This is a genomic window from Bacillus sp. G16, from assembly GCF_021282335.1.
In the GTDB taxonomy this organism is placed as follows: Bacteria; Bacillota; Bacilli; order Bacillales; family Bacillaceae; genus Bacillus; species Bacillus inaquosorum.
In genome coordinates this window covers 136318-154759 of sequence record NZ_JAJSOZ010000009.1, presented here as the reverse complement: position 1 = coordinate 154759, position 18442 = coordinate 136318, and the positions used below count along the sequence as shown (strand labels likewise).

18 protein-coding genes are annotated in these 18442 nt (G+C 44.9%); 4 read left to right on the top strand and 14 right to left on the bottom strand.

What is annotated here, in order from left to right; genetic code table 11:
- Window positions 1–31: 31 nt before the first annotated feature.
- Entirely contained in the window at window positions 32–1324 is a 1293-nt protein-coding gene (locus tag LWH95_RS13790) for a M48 family metallopeptidase (RefSeq protein WP_232919784.1), read from the bottom strand.
- 149 nt (window positions 1325–1473) lie between these two features.
- Between LWH95_RS13790 and LWH95_RS13785 the strand changes: the two genes are divergently transcribed.
- Window positions 1474–1869: a hypothetical protein gene (locus LWH95_RS13785; RefSeq protein WP_232919783.1), complete on the top strand. Its 396-nt coding sequence runs from the start codon at window positions 1474–1476 to the stop codon at window positions 1867–1869.
- A 48-nt stretch (window positions 1870–1917) separates the two neighbouring features.
- On the opposite strand, the gene lcfB is transcribed toward LWH95_RS13785, so the two are convergent.
- From lcfB to LWH95_RS13765, 4 genes are all read right to left on the bottom strand, one after another.
- A complete protein-coding gene (gene lcfB, locus LWH95_RS13780; RefSeq protein ID WP_133488044.1) occupies window positions 1918–3459 on the bottom strand; it encodes a long-chain-fatty-acid--CoA ligase LcfB in 1542 nt (513 codons plus the stop codon).
- A gap of 117 nt (window positions 3460–3576) precedes the next feature.
- Complete coding sequence (locus tag LWH95_RS13775; RefSeq protein WP_232919782.1) at window positions 3577–4221, bottom strand: SDR family oxidoreductase; 645 nt, start codon at window positions 4219–4221, stop codon at window positions 3577–3579.
- A 64-nt stretch (window positions 4222–4285) separates the two neighbouring features.
- On the bottom strand, window positions 4286–5281 hold the full coding sequence (lplJ, locus tag LWH95_RS13770) for a lipoate--protein ligase LplJ (RefSeq protein ID WP_232919781.1): 996 nt from the start codon (window positions 5279–5281) through the stop codon (window positions 4286–4288).
- A gap of 12 nt (window positions 5282–5293) precedes the next feature.
- Window positions 5294–6028, bottom strand: a complete 735-nt coding sequence (locus tag LWH95_RS13765; RefSeq protein ID WP_232919780.1) for an MBL fold metallo-hydrolase — start codon at window positions 6026–6028, stop codon at window positions 5294–5296.
- Between the two features lie 157 nt (window positions 6029–6185).
- Here LWH95_RS13765 and yhfH point away from each other — a divergent pair, with 157 nt between their 5' ends.
- Together yhfH and gltT are read left to right on the top strand one after the other, a co-directional pair.
- Complete coding sequence (gene yhfH / locus LWH95_RS13760; protein ID WP_032732181.1) at window positions 6186–6320, top strand: protein YhfH; 135 nt, start codon at window positions 6186–6188, stop codon at window positions 6318–6320.
- Window positions 6321–6588: 268 nt separating this feature from the next.
- Complete coding sequence (gene gltT / locus LWH95_RS13755) at window positions 6589–7878, top strand: glutamate/proton symporter GltT (RefSeq protein ID WP_003239471.1); 1290 nt, start codon at window positions 6589–6591, stop codon at window positions 7876–7878.
- A 36-nt stretch (window positions 7879–7914) separates the two neighbouring features.
- Here the strand turns inward: gltT and LWH95_RS13750 are convergent, their stop codons facing one another.
- From LWH95_RS13750 to LWH95_RS13735, 4 genes are all read right to left on the bottom strand, one after another.
- Entirely contained in the window at window positions 7915–8322 is a 408-nt protein-coding gene (locus LWH95_RS13750) for an ASCH domain-containing protein (RefSeq protein WP_232919779.1), read from the bottom strand.
- Window positions 8323–8333: 11 nt separating this feature from the next.
- Window positions 8334–9374 carry a M42 family metallopeptidase gene (locus tag LWH95_RS13745; protein ID WP_003239473.1) on the bottom strand — a complete coding sequence of 347 codons (1041 nt, stop codon included), beginning with the start codon at window positions 9372–9374 and terminating at the stop codon, window positions 8334–8336.
- 134 nt (window positions 9375–9508) lie between these two features.
- Entirely contained in the window at window positions 9509–9694 is a 186-nt protein-coding gene (locus LWH95_RS13740) for a hypothetical protein (protein ID WP_250648307.1), read from the bottom strand.
- A 96-nt stretch (window positions 9695–9790) separates the two neighbouring features.
- On the bottom strand, window positions 9791–10567 hold the full coding sequence (locus LWH95_RS13735; RefSeq protein ID WP_232919778.1) for a YhfC family intramembrane metalloprotease: 777 nt from the start codon (window positions 10565–10567) through the stop codon (window positions 9791–9793).
- Between the two features lie 129 nt (window positions 10568–10696).
- On the opposite strand from LWH95_RS13735, the gene fabHB reads away from it, so the two are divergent.
- Window positions 10697–11674, top strand: coding sequence for a beta-ketoacyl-ACP synthase III FabHB (gene fabHB / locus LWH95_RS13730; RefSeq protein ID WP_060398302.1), 978 nt, complete (start codon window positions 10697–10699; stop codon window positions 11672–11674).
- Between the two features lie 41 nt (window positions 11675–11715).
- Here the strand turns inward: fabHB and LWH95_RS13725 are convergent, their stop codons facing one another.
- The 5 genes from LWH95_RS13725 to hemE all read right to left on the bottom strand — a co-directional run bounded on the left by LWH95_RS13725 (window position 11716) and on the right by hemE (window position 18330).
- The gene (locus LWH95_RS13725) at window positions 11716–14043 is read right to left on the bottom strand and encodes a YhgE/Pip domain-containing protein (RefSeq protein WP_232919777.1); all 2328 of its coding nucleotides are present in this window, start codon (window positions 14041–14043) and stop codon (window positions 11716–11718) included.
- Window positions 14044–14113: 70 nt separating this feature from the next.
- Window positions 14114–14689 carry a TetR/AcrR family transcriptional regulator gene (locus LWH95_RS13720; protein ID WP_014479348.1) on the bottom strand — a complete coding sequence of 192 codons (576 nt, stop codon included), beginning with the start codon at window positions 14687–14689 and terminating at the stop codon, window positions 14114–14116.
- A gap of 148 nt (window positions 14690–14837) precedes the next feature.
- On the bottom strand, window positions 14838–16250 hold the full coding sequence (hemY, locus tag LWH95_RS13715; RefSeq protein ID WP_032732155.1) for a protoporphyrinogen oxidase: 1413 nt from the start codon (window positions 16248–16250) through the stop codon (window positions 14838–14840).
- A 14-nt stretch (window positions 16251–16264) separates the two neighbouring features.
- Complete coding sequence (gene hemH, locus LWH95_RS13710; RefSeq protein WP_119913627.1) at window positions 16265–17197, bottom strand: ferrochelatase; 933 nt, start codon at window positions 17195–17197, stop codon at window positions 16265–16267.
- 71 nt (window positions 17198–17268) lie between these two features.
- Window positions 17269–18330: a uroporphyrinogen decarboxylase gene (hemE, locus tag LWH95_RS13705; RefSeq protein WP_060398298.1), complete on the bottom strand. Its 1062-nt coding sequence runs from the start codon at window positions 18328–18330 to the stop codon at window positions 17269–17271.
- Window positions 18331–18442 lie beyond the last annotated feature (112 nt).

The following is an 18442-nucleotide window of genomic DNA, read 5'->3' as shown; positions in this document are numbered from 1 at the left end:
AAGAAGCAGGTTCCTCCATACCTGCTTCTTTTTATTTGTCAGCATCCTGTTCTGAGGCAGGATGTTCTGGCGCATTCTCTTCTTTTTCCGCTCGTTGAATCCGTTCCATAATCGAAGGATGGCTGCCTCTGAATATTTTAACAAGCTCCGGAGGATTGACCTGGCTCAGTCCCGTCACGGCCAAATCCTGAAACGTTTTGACAGCGGCTTCTCTGTTTTCCGTCAGCTCGATCCCATACTGGTCAGCCTTATTCTCTTGATAACGCGAGACGGCATTAGAAAAAGGCGTGACCGCAAAGCTCAAAACGGACACCAAAAGCAATAACAGCGGCAGTGCTGCAAGGTCATGCCTTCCCTCTAAATGAAACATGCTGCGGGTAAAGCGGACCGTCCGCTTGTAAAGCTTATCAATGACATAAAATCCAGCGAGCGACACGAGCAAATAGCCGGCCAGTCCGATATAGACGTGCTTCATGACATAATGGCCCATTTCGTGGCCCATAATAAAGAGAATTTCTGAATCATCAAGTTTGTTCAGCGTTGTATCCCACAATACAATCCGTTTGTTGGCCCCAATTCCTGTGACATAGGCATTAAGCGCATTTGTTTTTTCAGACATGTTCACTTCATATACATGATTAGCCGGAATATCGGCTTCTTCTGCCAGCTCTAAAATCTTGCTTTCAAGCTCTTTGTTTTTCAGCGGATAAAAATCATTGTATAAAGGATCGATAATGACCGGCTGAATAAAAAACAGAAACAGCGAAAACGGCACAGTTAACAGCCAAGCGTATAACCACCATTTTTTTTCATGCCTTTTGATCAGCCAATAAAACACGAGAACGCAAAGCGTAAAGATCGGAAAGCTGATCCAAAAGTCTATGACCAGATCCTTAGACCAGCTGGCCGCTGTCTGTGTAGAAATGTTATAGTCAAGCGATACTTGATAGCCTATCCAATCTAAAGGCAGTGTCACCAAAGTTGTGATCAGCGAAAGCACAAACACAAAACCAATGATCTGCAAAAACCGAAAAGGCAAGGCCGCTTCCATCCATCCCTTGATTTTCTTTGAAGCGCCGCTGACCAGCAATACAAAGAACAAAAACCAATCAAGAGGAATCCCAATAAAAAATAGAAAATTCTTTACATTCGAATACTGCTCGGCCACTGCCAATTCAGACGGCTTCATGAAAGAAGCCGGATCAGCCTTCGTCCCTTTCACGGCCTCCGGTACTGCGGAATCACCGGACAGGAAAAAATACCAATAAAAAAACAGCCCGTACAGCACGTATGCAAGCCCTGCTGCCGCAATCCACTTCCGCATAACGCCTCACTCCTCACATCAACCCGTTACTTCTATTGTAATCATAAATTCAAATTCTTAGAACCAAGCTATGCGCTCGTACTTTTCCGTCCTTTTAAGCATGGAAAGCCCGATCGCTGGGAAAACTAACAATGTTTGGAGTGATGCAAATGAAAAAAATAGTGGCAGCCATCGTGGTTATCGGTCTTGTGTTTCTTGCATTTTTCTATCTTTACAGCCGGTCAGGCGATGTGTATCAATCGGTAGACGCGGATTTGATTACGCTGTCTTCAAGCGGCCGGGAAGATATCGAGATTGAAAAAAGGCAGCACGTCAAAGACATGCTGGACATTATGAATCAGGGAAAACAGCTGAAGACAGAAAAAACATCAACCCCTGATTACGAAGGGACAATCAAGTTTCATAAAGACCGGTACGACTCATTCAGACTATGGGTTGGCGGCAGCCAGCAAGCCGTTTATTTGAAGGACGGCACATACTACAAATTAAGCAAACGCGATACAAAGGCGCTGCTAAACATTATTAAAAAAGAAGCAAAGGATTAAAAATGAAAAAGCGAAGCTCCGCCGCTTCGCTTTTTCATTTTTTTCATATTATTGAGGCAAAATATCTCTCAGTGCCCGTCTGAGCAATTTCCCTGTCGCATTTTTCGGAATGTCGTCAAGAAACGTAATGGCAGCAGGCCGTTTGTATTTTGCCAGATGTTTTTCACAATGCTGCATGATGTCCGTTTCTGTTACACCAGAGCGTTTCGGTACAACATATCCCTTTACCGCTTCCCCACTTTGAGGGTCCGGCACACCGATGACAACCGCCTCCTTGACATCCGGGTGGCTGTACAGCACTTCCTCCACCTCACGCGGATACACGTTGTATCCTCCTACAATGATCATGTCTTTTTTCCGGTCAACAATGTAAAAATAGCCGTCCTCATCCCGTCTTGCCAAGTCCCCTGTATAAAGCCATCCGTCTTTTAACGCATGCTTTGTTTCCATCGGCATTTTATAATAGCCTTTCATTACATTAGGACCTTTCACGATCAATTCACCGACCTGGTGATCGGGCAGCTCGCGTCCGAGCGGATCTACGACCTTGTTTTCGACATGTAAGATACTTGTCCCGATGGAGCCCGGTTTTCTGCCCCTGTCAAACGGGTTAAAGCACGTGACGGGTGATGCTTCCGAGAGCCCGTAGCCTTCCAAAATGGTAACGCCGAATTTTTCTTCAAACGCCGTCAGCAGTGCGACTGGCATGGCCGCGCCTCCTGAAATGCACAGCCGAATGGAAGAAAAATCATCTTTCTTTCCGTTTTCATGCTGAAACAAGTAATTATACATCGTAGGCACACCGGCAAAAATGGTCGCCTGCCTCTCTTTAACAAGCTTAAAAACAGATGCCGGACTGAATTGAGGTTCAATCAAGACAGTTGCGCCGCTCATCAGCGGAGCATTCATACAGACGGTTAAACAAAACACGTGAAACATAGGAAGAGCGCAGACCACATTGTCCTTCTCATCCATTCCCAAATAGCCGGCGACATCGTTGGCATTGCTGTACAAATTCTGATGGGTCAGCATTGCGCCTTTCGGTTTTCCGGTTGTTCCTGACGTATATAAAATAACCGCGGTATCATCAGGGACAAGCTCTGGCCTTTGTTTAGCGACAGATGTCGGACGCAATATTTTTGCAAACGTTGTCAATTTCATTCTGACCTCTGGGTCTGAAGCTTCCGGCTCAGCCTCTCCTGTCTGGCATAAAATGACGAGCTCAACCTTCGGCAGCGATTCATGCATGCTTTCATAAAGCGGCAAAAGCTGATCAACGCCCACAATCGCTTTTACATCGCCATTTGTCAGCATATAACCGATTTCTGTCGGCGTGTACATCGGATTGATGGGTACAGCCACAATTCCGGCCTTTAACGCACCAAAAAACGCGATGATAAAATCCGGCGAATTACCAAGCAGTAAAGCAAGATGGTCCCCTTTCTCCATACCGGCTTCCTGAAGGCCGTCCGCAAATCGCTGAATGCTTTCATTCAGCTCTTGATACGTCATCATGTGATCCTTAAACCTGCATGCGATGCTGTCGGGCTTCTCAGATGCTGTCTCTTCCAATTTCGAAACGAGATTCATTCTCCCACCCCTTAAAGTGAATGAACAGTCATTCATTATTGAAGATAAGCTTTCCCCTTCATTATAGAGAAACAGAAAAAAACACTCAAGAGCAAAAAGCCCCGAGTGTCCGTACTGTTATAGTTTCTTCAATGCTTCGGTAATCGGCGTATCTCCTTCTGTCAAATCAAAGGCCTGATTTTCCGTATTGGTTTCATCCAAAGAAGCAATGACCGTTTTCGCAACGTCATCACGGGAAATAGATCGTCTTTCCAGATCCTTCGCTGCTGATACAGTTCCCGTTCCAGGCTCATTGCGAAGCCCCCCCGGACGGATAATCGTATAGGTTAAGCCGCTGGATTCGAGAATTTTATCAGCGTAATGCTTGGCCACATAATAAGGTTTAAGTGATTCATTCCAATTTTCACGGTTGTGGGCTTGCAGGGCGCTGACCATGATAAACCGTTTGATTCCGGCGATGTCCGCAGCTTCCATTGCTTTTGCCGCTCCGTCAAGATCCACCAGCAGCGTTTTATCATAACCTGTGCTGCCGCCTGAACCGGCTGTGAAAATGATCGCGTCACAGCCTCTTGCCGCCGCGGCGATTTCTTCCGGGCTGCCCTCCAGATTCGCAAGCACAGCTTCTGCACCGGAAGCTTCGAGAGACGCTTTCTGTTCTTCTTTTCTGACCATCGCTCTGACGGAATGATCAGGATTGTCTTGGAATAAAGAAACGAGTCTTTGACCGATTTGTCCGTTCGCTCCGATTAAAAACACTTTCATGTGAATCCCTCCTGCCTCCATTATTTCAAAAACACAATCGCTCTTTCAAACAATGTGTTTTGCCTTAATAAATCAGATCAAGGAAATCCTCTTTCATAATGTTCCCAAAGTAATGCTTGAGATTCACATCATCCAGCACATCAGCGATAACGCTGCGTTCATATTGTTTTCCGACCAGCAGGTTTTCAATTTCAGATACATCACCGACACCGAAGAAATCTCCGAAGATTTTGCAGTCCTCAATTTTGCCTTTCTTGACTTCCAGGCGCAGATCAATCGACCCGATCGGATAGCGTTTCGAATGATTAAGGTTAAATTTCGGTGAGCGTCCGTAGTTCCAATCCCAATTCTGATAGCGCTCTTTTGAAATTTGATGGATGACCTCCCAATCTTTTTCCGTCAGCTTATACTCCGGCACATTTTGAATGTCATTTGTGTTAAAAATATGGCGAAGCAAATGGCTGCGGAATTCTTCCGTGGTCATTTTATCGTCAAGAAACTCACTGATGTTTGCCACACGGCTTCTGATTGACTTGATCCCTTTTGATTCAATTTTATCCTTTTTCACCTTTAATGCTGACACAACATGATCAATGGCTGAATCAAACATGAGAGTGCCGTGGCTGAAAATGCGTCCTTTTGTCGCAAACTGGGCGTTTCCGGATATTTTCCGGCCATCTACGACAATGTCGTTCCGGCCGCTCAATTCCGCTTCAACCCCGAGCTGGTGCAAAGCCTGGATCACCGGCTCAGTGAACTTTTTAAAGTTATGAAAGCTGTCCCCGTCATCCTTTGTGATAAAGCTGAAGTTCAAATTCCCCAGATCATGATACACAGCGCCTCCGCCTGATAAGCGGCGGACGACGATAATTCCGTTTTCCTCTACATATTTTGTATTGATTTCTTCTATCGTATTTTGGTTTTTCCCAATGATAATAGACGGCTGATTCACATAAAAAAGCAAATACGGCTGTTCTGGGTTTAAATGCTTTACACAGTACTCCTCGATAGCAAGATTGATCCGCGGATCATTGATGTTTTGATTGTCAATAAATAACATGGTGCTCCTCCTTTATCCTTCCCACACAAAACCTGATTTCGCAATATTCACTTCGCCGTTAAAAACGGTTTTCGCTTCTTTGCGAAGATTGTCATGCATGCCGAAATGCGGCAAATGCGTCAGCAGCAGCTCTCCCGCTCCCGCTTCTTTTGCAATTCGCCCGGCTTCCAGGCTGTTCATATGGCCTGCGCTTGTCCCGTCTTGATCGGCATAAAAATTGCATTCTGAGATCAACAAATCGGCATTTTCCGAAAACGGAATAAATGAATCCTGATAGCTGGAATCAGCGGTATATACGACAGTATGGCTGCCATCCGTAATCCGCATGGCATAGCACGTCACCGGGTGAATTGTTTTTAAAAAGGTGATCGTAAACGGACCGACAGTCAGCGGCTGATCCGGCTGATAAGCAATCCCTTTTGTATGTGTTTTATATGTAAGCTTTTGAAACTGTTCTATATCAGCATCATGTCCGTAAATCGGAAGCGTGTGCTCTCCTTTGCCGAGAAACGAACCGACTTGCTTGGCAAATTGCAGCGGTCCGATGTCAGCGATATGGTCATGGTGATAATGAGACAGAACCACCGCATCCAGCTTTTCCGCCGGCACATATCCGAACAGCTTAGATAATACGGCACTGCCGCAATCGACAAGCAAAGAGTAATCACCTGACTGAAACAAATAGCCCGACGTCGCTTCATTTGCGGCCGGAAAACCGCCATAGCATCCGATAACTGTAACTTTCATAATGTCCTCCTATCTTTTCAAGAAAATTGATCCTCCTTCAATATACCCATTTTTCTTAAAAAAAGCATGTTTTAAACATTGTATCAAAACAGTTGTTGATTTTTATCATCTGTTATATTACAATAAAAGCATTACAAAGGGGAAAGAGGGATTGGTTATGCTAGAAAAAATGACTGATTTTTTTAGAAACCTGCCTCCGAAAAAGTGTGCAGAATGCGGAAAAAAGATAGATGAACAGCATGAATGTTATATAAATATTTGCAGCGACTGTATAAAAATAAACGATATGTAAAGGGGCGAAAATCTCACACATACAGTGTGAGATTTTTTTATTCGTTTAACTTATATATATTTAAATAATAGTCAGGTTAGGTCAAAGCTCACCCGTTTTTAGATAATTCTGGTGATTTATATTGTGTTTTGCAATATTCTTTATTTTCAAAATATAATTTACTATAGACGAATTCGATTCTTATCTATTATAATTTGATCTAATAGTGAGATTAAATATATGTCTATTCATGATATATGTTGATACTTTGTTTTTTGGGAGGTAATCTATGAAAAGAATTAAGTTTGGATTAGCCACACAAATATTCGTTGGACTTATTCTAGGTGTCATTGTTGGCGTTATTTGGTATGGCAACCCAGCATTGCCTACTTACCTGCAGCCAATCGGGGATCTCTTTTTACGCTTAATCAAAATGATAGTGATTCCTATTGTTGTCTCCAGCTTAATCATCGGTGTAGCCGGTGCAGGAAATGGAAAGCAAGTCGGTAAATTAGGCTTCAGAACGATTCTGTACTTCGAGATTATTACGACTTTTGCCATTATTCTCGGACTAGCCCTTGCAAACATCTTCCATCCGGGTACAGGAGTTAATATACACGAAGCTCAAAAAACGGACATCAGTCAATATGTTGAAACTGAAAAAGAACAAAGCAATAAATCAGTGGCGGAAACGTTCCTGCATATTGTGCCAACAAACTTCTTCCAATCCTTGGTTGAAGGGGATCTTCTTGCCATCATCTGTTTTACAGTGCTATTTGCATTGGGAATTTCAGCGATCGGCGAACGGGGCAAGCCTGTATTAGCCTTTTTCGAAGGTGTATCCCATGCCATGTTCCACGTTGTAAACCTTGTGATGAAAGTAGCGCCATTCGGCGTTTTCGCGCTTATCGGAGTGACTGTGTCTAAATTTGGACTCGGTTCTCTACTCTCTCTCGGAAAGCTCGTCGGATTGGTGTATGTCGCCCTTGCTTTCTTCTTAATTGTCATTTTCGGGATTGTCGCAAAAATTGCCGGAATCAGCATCTTCAAATTCCTTGCTTACATGAAGGACGAAATCTTACTGGCGTTCAGTACGTCCAGCTCTGAAACGGTTCTTCCTCGCATCATGGAAAAAATGGAGAAAATCGGCTGCCCGAAAGGCATTGTTTCATTTGTTATTCCGATCGGATATACGTTTAACTTAGACGGTTCCGTTCTCTATCAATCTATTGCCGCGCTGTTTTTGGCACAGGTATACGGCATTGATTTGACAATTTGGCACCAAATTACGCTTGTGCTCGTATTAATGGTGACATCTAAAGGGATGGCTGCCGTGCCTGGTACTTCTTTTGTTGTCTTGCTTGCGACACTTGGCACCATCGGCGTTCCGGCTGAAGGACTTGCCTTTATTGCCGGTGTAGACCGCATCATGGACATGGCACGTACAGTTGTCAACCTGACTGGTAACGCGCTTGCTGCCGTTGTTATGTCTAAATGGGAAGGCATGTTTAATCCTGCGAAAGCAGAAACGGTCATGTCCCAAGCAAAAGCAGACCAAAACGCAACCATTTCCGGTTAATGAAAAGCCTGCGGGGTTCTTGCCCCGCAGGCTTTTTTAATCTTTAACAAGCTCAAACAGCTCTGTAATCAAAACAGTATCCTCATTCAGCTCCAGTTCACCGTTTTTGATCAGTTCCGCCCATGCCATCCGATGGTCCTCCTGAAACTCATCAATTCGATCTCCATTGCCCTCTCCTTTGACTAACCTCATATCAGGCGCTCCAAAGGTCGTTTCAAACACATCTGTCACTTTTATATTGCATCTCGGTTTGTCATATTTATCATAAACGGTAACAAGCTGCCCCGCTGTTTGATACACGTCACTCAATTCATCTTTTGAATATAATGATTTCGGCGCGCACGTGGCTGTTTTTTCTCCGGCAAGGATTTGCTGAATCAGCTGTTCCCCCAAGCCGCCATCACCTTCCCAGCCGAATGTGCTTTTGAGCTCATAAATCTTCATTCGCCTTCCCCTTATACCATTGGTGACTGTACATAATAGTACAGAAGCTTAGCCGTATGGCGAAGAGATGATTTATGGGTGCGTTCAAATGCATGCGAAGCGTCAATTCCCGGCCCGATGAGGCCATGCACAATATCATGCCCGGATTTGATCGCTGCTGACGCATCCGACCCGTAGTACGGATAAATATCAAGCTTGTAGTCGATATGATGCTTCTCGGCTAAATGGACTAAATGCTTTCTAAGCTGATAATGATACGGCCCGCTCGCATCCTTCACACAGATTGATACTGAATATTCATCTGTCGCCTGCCCGTCTCCGATAGCACCCATATCAACCGCCAGATATTCGACCGTTTCAGGAGGAATATTCGAGTTCCCGCCGTATCCGATCTCTTCATTATTTGAAATGAGAAAATGAGTTGTATACGGCAATTCAATGTCTTCTGTTTGAATCTGATGAATTAAGCGGAGCAATAAGGCGACGCTTGCTTTGTCATCCAAATGGCGCGATTTAATAAATCCGCTTGATGTGATCTCGACACGGGGATCAAACGACACAAAATCTCCGACGCCAATGCCAAGCTCTTCCGTATCTTTCCGGCAGTGAACAGGCTCATCGAGACGGATCTCCATATTCTCTTGATTCCGCTCAGCTTTACCCGCGTCTTTGTATACGTGCACAGACGTTTGATGCATTAAAATTGTGCCTGTATATGTTTTTCCCGAGGCGGTTTCAATTTGGCAATACTCCCCCTCAATCGAGTTGTAGCGGAACCCGCCGATCAAATCGATTTTCAGCCGGCCGTCAGCTTTAATTTCTTTTACCATAGCGCCGAGGGTGTCAACGTGCGCCGTCAGCATGCGGTGTCGGGATGTATCGCGTCCGGGAAGCGTTGCAATTAATCCGCCCTTATGGTTCCGAACCGTTCCTACCTTCCATTCTTTTAAAAGGCTTTCAATATAATTGATCACCTCATATGTATTTCCTGTTGGGCTTGGGATCGATACAAGTTCTTTAATGAGCTCCATCGTTTTACGTACGGACGTCATAGGACATTCCTCCTTTTATTTTTCTATTTAAAATATACTCTTTTCCCGAGGGACCCGTCCAATCTTTTCCTATCAATCTCTCATATGCTGTAGAGAGCATGGGAAGAGGAGGGATATCTATGTGCTGTCGTCATTCACATGAACAGAAATGTCGTTGTCACGATTGGTTCGATGATTTTTGGTTCTTTGACGAGTGGTTCGATAAAGATTTCCACGACCATTGCAAGAAAAAGAAAGAATGCCATGACCCTTGCGAGAAGAAGAAGAAAAAGAAACACCATTGTTTCTCTTGTAAAAAACACAGACACTCTTGCTGTCATTGCTAAAGACTGAATCAGAAATATTCTGATGACCCATGCTTAATGAATATTTCCATTCACATTTTTCCAAGCGGGCATTACTGCTGCTTGGACCTTTTATTGAAACAGCCTTTTTGCTTTTACAATCCAATAAACTGATACGGCCGCTATCAGAGCAACAATGATTTCAACAGCAGCAGCATGTTCTATGATTCTTTTTTGGTATAAAACCGCCGGTACATTAAACAGCGCATGTAAAAGAATAGAATACAGCAAAAACAGCGGCCGGCGGCTTTTAACCGCATACAGGACAAGCAGCGACAGCCCGATCTGGACAGCAATCGCACTGATTCTTTCAATACCGCCCAGCAGCCACTCATACGAAGGAGTATGCAGCAGCTGTTCCTGAATCGGCAAAAGTGCCTGTTTGATGTCGTCATTGATCAAAAGCTGTTCAAACGTTCCGCTATTGATCGCAAACGCATATACAATAAGCGAGATAGAGGACAAGCCTGTAATCAGGATGGCCTCAAGCCCGCCATGTCCTGCTCCGAAAGCCAAGCCATCCGCCCAAGTATGATGGCGCTTCATAAAAAATCGCATCATAATATACCGCCCGCACTCCTCAAAAATTCCGGCCATCAAGCACCCGTAAATGCCATACCATAATGGATGTTGCATCGCTTCTTTCGTCATTTCATTCACTTGCAGTACATAAACATGAACGCCGCCCTCCAGCAGCTGGGCAAAGACAAAAAACGTGAGAGCGCCAATAAAAAACACCTTCAGCGAGGCGCCATACCTTCGCTTAAACCATACAATCAGTCCGATCGGCAACAAAAACGCAATAGCCCCGGATATCGCCATAAGGACTACTGCTTCTTGACTGACCATTTTTCAGCCTCCTTTTTCTATTTCATAGATTCCCTATTTCACAATTTCTCTTTTTTTATGAAAAACCCTTCTTTTTAGTACCAGATACTAATATCTAGTGTTATAATCTGACCATAAGGAGTGATTCATATGTCAAAAGCAAAAATTACAGCTATCGGCACCTATGCACCAAGCAGACGCTTAACAAATGCAGATTTAGAAAAGATCGTTGATACGTCTGATGAATGGATCGTTCAGCGCACAGGAATGAGAGAACGCCGGATTGCGGATGAACAGCAGTTTACCTCTGATTTATGCATAGAAGCGGTGAAGGATCTCAAGAGCCGTTATGAAGGGACTCTTGATGATGTGGATATGATCCTCGTTGCTACAACAACATCAGATTACGCCTTTCCGAGTACGGCATGCCGTGTGCAGGAATATTTCGGCTGGGAAAACACCGGCGCGCTGGATATTAATGCGACGTGCGCCGGGCTTACATACGGCCTTCATTTAGCAAACGGATTGATCACATCCGGCCTTCATCAAAAAATTCTCGTCATCGCCGGGGAGACATTGTCAAAGGTAACGGATTATACGGACCGAACGACATGCGTTCTGTTTGGCGACGCAGCGGGTGCACTGTTGGTAGAACGAGACGAAGAGACACCTGGATTTCTTGCGTCTGTCCAAGGAACAAGCGGGAACGGCGGCGATATTTTGTACCGCGCCGCACTGCGGAATGAACTGAACGGGATGCCGCTTGCTGGTTCCGGTAAAATGGTCCAAAACGGCCGCGAAGTGTATAAATGGGCAGCAAGAACCGTTCCCCGCGAATTTGAACGCCTTTTACATCAAGCAGGGCTGACAAGCGGCGAGCTTGATTGGTTTGTCCCTCACAGCGCCAACTTGCGCATGATCGAGTCGATTTGTGAAAAAACACCGTTCCCGATCGAAAAAACGCTCACCAGTGTCGAATACTATGGAAACACGTCCTCTGTTTCGATTGTTTTGGCGCTAGATCTCGCAGTGAAAGCCGGGAAGCTGAAAAAAGATCAAACCGTGATGCTTTTCGGATTTGGCGGCGGTTTAACCTATACAGGATTGCTTGTCAAATGGGGAATGTAATAAAAAAAGAACTTGTTTCCAAGGAAACAAGTTCTTTTTCATTATGAAGCCGGCTGTTCTTCTGATGTTTCTTCCTTCCGGCTTAAAATTGTAAAGTAAGTAATGCTGAGCAAAATCATAACAAGGGCGATACCGATTAAGACGCCGGCCATTTGCCACATGTAGCCAAAATCCCCGTTTGAAATGACCGCTCTGAATCCGTTAATGCTGTAGGTCATCGGCAATGCGCCGTGGATGACCTGATAGAAATTCGGAAGCAATTCAAGCGGGAAGGTTCCTCCGCTCGCTCCCAGCTGCAGCACTAAAATAATGACTGCGATAAATCGTCCCGGGTTGCCCATCGTTGTGGCCAAAAATTGAATCATCGCTAGGAAAGCGAGACTCGTAATGATCGTAAACACGTAAAATCTCCACGTGCTCTCAACCTCGAGACCAATTCCCAGAAGAAGAACCGTCGCCACAATCAGCGATTGAATAATTCCAACGAGCATCATGACATTGAATTTGCTGAAGAACCACTCAAAACCGTTTCTCGGACGTCCTGACGCTTCCTTCAGCGGGAAGACAACCGTCAGCATGATGCCTCCGACATACAAGCCCATTGACAGGATATAAGGTGTCAGCCCTGTTCCGTAGTTAGGAACGGAATGAATGGCGTCATCATTGGTTTTCACCGGATCGGCAAACATGCCGTATGTTTGATCGTCAGCATCGATATCTCCTGTTTGATCTGCCGCATCCTTCAGCTTACTAGACAGCTCTCCTGTACCATCCAATAGCTTGCCTAAACCTGTATCAAGTGACGCAGACCCGTCTGCAAGTTTTGATGATCCGCTTTGGACCTGTTTAGACCCGTCTAACAGTTTAAACAAGCCCCCGGATACTTGGCTGCTTCCTGTTACCAATTGCTCTGAGCCCGCTTTTGCTTTTGCAAACTGCTTATTATATTCACCGATACCGGCTGTCAATTTATTTTGGCCATCTGTCAGCTGCTGTGAAGCATTGTATAGCTTCTCAGATCCAGCAGTTAATTTGTCAATCGCGTCTTGAGTAGCTTTTGCGCCGTTATAAAGCTTAGAGGTAGCTTCCGGCAATGCCTTCACCTGTGCAACCTCCGCTTTCACATCTTCCAATGAGCTTTTTATCGTTGCAATGTCAGGCAGCTGATCAGCTGCAGGAAGCTGGCTTAGCATTTGATCAAAATCAGGTGCATCAACTTTCGGAAGCTGCTTTTCAACAGAATTGATCAGCTGGCTTTTTTGCTCCGCTGTTAAGAAATCACTCGAGTTGATGAGATTTTTAAATGCCTGATCTCGGTTTTTCAAACTGTTTTCAAAGTCAGACAGTTGTTTCTTAAATTCCTTCATCGCAGTTTCTGACTTTTCCAAGTTGTTCACAGCTGTTTCAAGCTTCGTTAAATCGAGCGCATTAATGAGCTTTTCCGCTTTTGCTGCTTTCTCCGACTCTTCTTTCGCTTTACTGTTGAGCTGATCCAGCCCGTTTGTCAGATTAGGCAAGCCCTGCTGCACTTTTTGAAGTCCGGCATTAAGTTCATTCAACTTGCCCGTTATCTTGCCTGATCCTGCTGCAAGTTTGCTAGAATTATCATAAATCTGATTGCTGCTGTCCTGGAATTTTCCAAGCGAGCTGTCAAGCGATTGGATGCCATTTGTCACCTGAGCTGCTCCATCTGCGAGCTGTGCCGTTTTGTCGCTGATAGTAGCTGTGCTTTCCTTAAGCTTCGCAAGATTTTCTTTCAGCTGGGCGCTTCCGTTTTTCGCATCCTTTGTGCCATCATCAATTTTTTTCGCTCCGCTGCTCGCGTCGCTCAAACCTTTGGCGATATCTTTAAAGTTATCAAAAATGACTTTCGTATATTGCTCGGTCACTTCTTTCGAAACAGAGGCTTTCAGTTTATCAATCGCTTTTTCACCGATCGTTGCCCCTACATAGTTTGAACCGGCATTCGTATGGTATTTCAGATCGAGCTTTTTCGGATTTTTGTCCAATACAGTGCTGGCATTCTTAGAAAAATCCTCAGGAATCTCGACAACTAAATAATATTTTTGATTCAATAAGTCCTTTAACGATTGGTCGAGATCATTGGAAAAATGCCAATCAAAGTTGTTATTATCCTTTAATTCTTTGACCAGATCATCACCAATTTGAAGTTTTTCTCCTTCATACGTTGCTCCCTTGTCTTGGTTGACGACAACGACAGGCAGCTGGTCAACTGTGCCGTACGGGTCCCAATAAGCCTTTAAGAATACGCCGCTGTAAATAAGCGGGACAAACAAAATGGCGATGATGGGAATCAATAATTTTTTACTTGTTACGATGTCTTTCCACTGACTTCGTATTGTGTTCATCCTGATGCCTCCATTCTAAAACTGACTCATCATGAAAAATGGTCATTTTCTTGCAAAGAGAAAGGATTATCTAGTTCGCTGACAATCCTTTGACAACATACAATTCAAGCAGTCCCGCAATTGTCTCTTTATCAAGCGGGGGGTGTTGTTTTTCCCAGTCAAAAATGAGCGCGATATAAAGCTTCAGCATCACAAAGGCTGTCAGCTCAGGGTCGCACGGCTTGATTGCGCCGCTTTTGATCCCGTCTTCAATTTTACTTTTGATATAAGACAGTATGGCTCGCTCCATTTTCTGGATCACTTCCTGAACAGCCATTGTACCAATCTCGGCATTCTCTTGGAAAATTTTAATCGTCAGCTGATGTGTTTTCCTGAACTCCAGAATGGCAAACAGCGCTCTGTGTACATTTTCATGGAACGGAAGGTTCGGCTCCATCGCTTCGTCCGCTTTTTGTTTCATTTCCTTCAATAAAGTAGTGAAAATCTCGTCAAACAGCTCTTCTTTGTTTTTGAAAAAAGTATAGATGGTTCCCTTCCCCACGTTCGCAAGCTTTGCCACAAGATCCATTGTCGTCGCTTTATACCCGAACTGCGTAAAAGACTTTGTGGCCGCCTCCAAAATGAGCTTTTTTCGATCTATTGACATTGTATTCACCTCGAAACTGACCGTTTGAACATTTTAGTCATTAAGTACATATGCAAATGTATCATAACCTGCTAATCAATTCAATCATTTTTTTACTCAATATTGACATTGCACAATAAAAAAAACCTCCGCCATACAGCGGAGGTTTTTAACTGAATAAATAGGTAAGCGCGTCAGACACCGCAGCTTTTCCTTGATCAATGCAGTCGGGAATACCGACACCTTCAAAAGAAGCGCCTGTCATGTAGACACCCGGATATGCGGAGGCCAGTGATTCTCGCAGCTCCTTGATACGCTGCTTATGGCCGACATGGTACTGCGGCATGCTTTCATGCCAGCGCGTGACACATGTCATTTCCGGCTCCCCGTTTATGTTCATGACTTTCTTTAAGTCTTCTAACACAATGTTGATAATGTCGTTATCTGAGAGATCGACAATGGATTCGTCTCCGGCTTTTCCGACATATGCCCGAAGCAGCGTTTTGCCTTCCGGCGCTGCGTGCGGCCATTTTTTGTTTGTCCACGTACAGGCTGTGATCGCGAAATCGCTGTTTCTTGAAATGACAAAGCCCGTCCCCTCATGCTCCATTTGGACAGCGCCTTCAGGGAAGCCCAAGGCGACATTTGCCACGGATGTAGAGTGCATATTTTTCAAATGAGAAATCGCAGGAAGCTCAGAAAGCATTCCCGCAGCCGCTTTATGCGGAGCAGTCATAATCACTGATTCAGCATCAAGTGTGACGCCGTTATCCAGATCAAGCGAGTAGCCAGTGCCGCCGCGGCTGATCTTGGTCACTTTTGTGCCTTTGTACACCTTCGTCAGCTTTAATTGCTTTTCAATCTCTTCTACAAGGGTCTGCAAACCGGTTGTCAGAGTCTGAAACTGCCCTTGTTTTTTAGCCGTCAGCTGCTGGCCGGAGCCTTGAGGCCTTGTTTTTTTCATGCCGAGGATCAGGCTTCTGTGCTTTTGTTCCGTCTGGTAAAATTGCGGGAATGTCGACATCAGGCTGAGTTTATCAATGTCGCCTGCGTAGATGCCTGATAGGAGCGGCTCGATTAAATTCTCGACCACTTCATCTCCGACACGTCTGCGGAAAAATTCTCCCAATGACTGGTCGTCTTTTGATTTGCTTGCAGGCAGGATGAAATCCATAGCGGCTCTTGCCTTCCCAGACAAAGAAAATAGGCCGGTTGAAACGAACGGCGCAATTTTTGTCGGGATCCCCATCACGGCACCCTTTGGCATCGGATGCAGGGTGCGGTTTACAAGCACATAGGATTGCCCGGTCGCATTGTTGACAAGCAAATGCTCAAGCCCTACATCTTTGACAAGCTGCGGAGCGCTTTTCTTCCGTTCCAGAAATGAGTCAGGCCCTCTTTCGATGATATAGCCGTCTTTCTTGACAGTCTGGATTTTCCCGCCGACTCTCGGACTTGCCTCAACAAGTGTCAACTCAAGCGGCAGATTTTTTTCTTCGATTTCTTTTTCCATATAGAAGGCGGCGGCTAAACCGGTAATGCCGCCGCCGATGATGACTACATGTTTTTTGCCGTCATTCATGTTCATCGCCTTCTTTAACGTCCTAATTTTTTTAATACAACTGTTGCTAATGCGTCAATAAATTCCGGCTTTGCATTTGGCATTTCCGGGCGGTAATAGCTTGCGCCGATATCGTCAGTAACCACTTTGCATTCATAATCATTATCATAAAGCACTTCTAAATGATCCGCGACAAATCCGACAGGGACATATACAAATGCCTGATAGCCTTTTTGTTCGAATAAATCACGTGTTAAATCCTGCACATCAGGTCCGAGCCAAGGATCAGGCGTGTTCCCTTCACTTTGCCAGCCGACCGCATATTCGGAAACGCCTGCGCCTTCAGCAATCAATTTCGCCGATTCATGAAGCTGATCCGGGTACGGGTCTCCAAATTCTTTGATTTTTTCCGGCAGGCTGTGTGCGGATACGATGAGCATCGCGTTTTTTCTTTCATCCTCAGGCATTGACGCATATGTTTCCTTCACTCGGTCAACCCAGTATTTCACGAACTTCGGTTCATCGTACCAGCTTTCAACAGACGTAATCGTTAAGCCGCCAAGTTTTTCAGCCTCTTCTTTGGCACGTTTGTTGTAGGACTGCACGCTGAACGTGGAGAAATGCGGTGCCAGCACGATGCTGACTGCTTCTGTAATGCCGTCCTTATGCATCTCGGCCACAGCGTCTTCAATAAACGGCTCGATATGCTTCAGCCCGATATATGCTTTAAATGTAATCTCGTCCTGAATCTCATTTAAGTGCTGTTCAAGCTTGTGCGCTTGCTCTTCTGTGATTTTGGCAAGCGGTGAAATGCCGCCAATTGCTTCGTATCTGTCTTTCAAATCTTGAAGCATTTCAGGCTCAGGCTTTCTGCCTCTTCTGATATGTGTATAATAACGCTCGATATCTTCTTCTTTATAAGGCGTGCCGTACGCCATAACGAGAAGCCCCATTTTCTTTCTACTCACTGTTTACACCCTCTTTAATGATCTGATACAAACATTTTGACAGGATATCATCATGATACCAAAAGATATGCTTAGGAATATTGACCCATTTTTTTGTTTTGTGAATATTTATGGACAAATGCTGTCAGTTTTTTCAAAACCTCAGGACTGACGTCAGGAAATACTCCGTGTCCAAGGTTGAAAATGAAGCTGTCCGATTTCATGCCCTGATCAAGTATTTCCGTCGTTTTCTTCTCAATGACTTCCCATGGCGCAAGCAAAATGGACGGGTCCAGGTTGCCCTGCACTGTTTTGGTGATGCCTTTTGATCTGGCTTCATCAATGCTGAGTCTCCAATCGAGCCCGACCACATCGAGCGGAAGGTCATGCCAATCACCTGCCAGATGGCTTGCACCGACGCCAAACATAATCAGCGGCACATTCTCCTCCGCAAGCTCTGAAAAAATCCGGTTCATTACGGGTTTGATGTATGTTCTGTAATCTGCCTGATTCAGCGCGCCGACCCACGAATCAAAGATTTGAATCGCCTTTGCGCCTGCCTTAATCTGCGCTTTCACGTACACGATTACCATGTCGGCAAGCTTGGACATCAGCAGATTCCATGCATCCGGCATGCTGTACATGAAGGCTTTTGTTTTATTGTAATTTTTAGACGGACCGCCTTCGATCATATAGCTTGCCAGTGTAAAAGGCGCACCTGAGAAACCGATGAGCGGGACGTTCAGCTGTTCATTGACAAGCAGTTTAATCGTCTCAAGCACGTACGGCACGTCCTGTTCCGGATCAATCTGGCCGAGTTTTTCAATGTCCGCCAGAGACCGGATCGGCTGATCAATCACAGGCCCGATCCCGTTTTTGATTTCAACATCCACACCGATTGACGGCAGCGGAGTCATGATATCTTTATAAAGGATTGCAGCATCGACACCGTATTGCTCAACCGGCAGTCTTGTGACATAGGCACATAGTTCGGGCTGATGTGTAATGTCAAACAATCCGTATTTTTCCTTCAGCTTACGGTATTCCGGCTGTGAGCGCCCTGCTTGTCTCATATACCATACAGGCGTGTGATCCGCTTTTTCTCCCCGTGCAGCTTTTAAAAACGTCTCGTTAAACGTTTCTCGTTTACTCATCTGATTTCCACCTTTCATACTGCAACCATACGTTCGTATTTCTTGACTTATTACACTATACCTCGTTTTGGGCAAATGGTATAGAAATGAGGCTCAAAGTTCAAAAAATCGC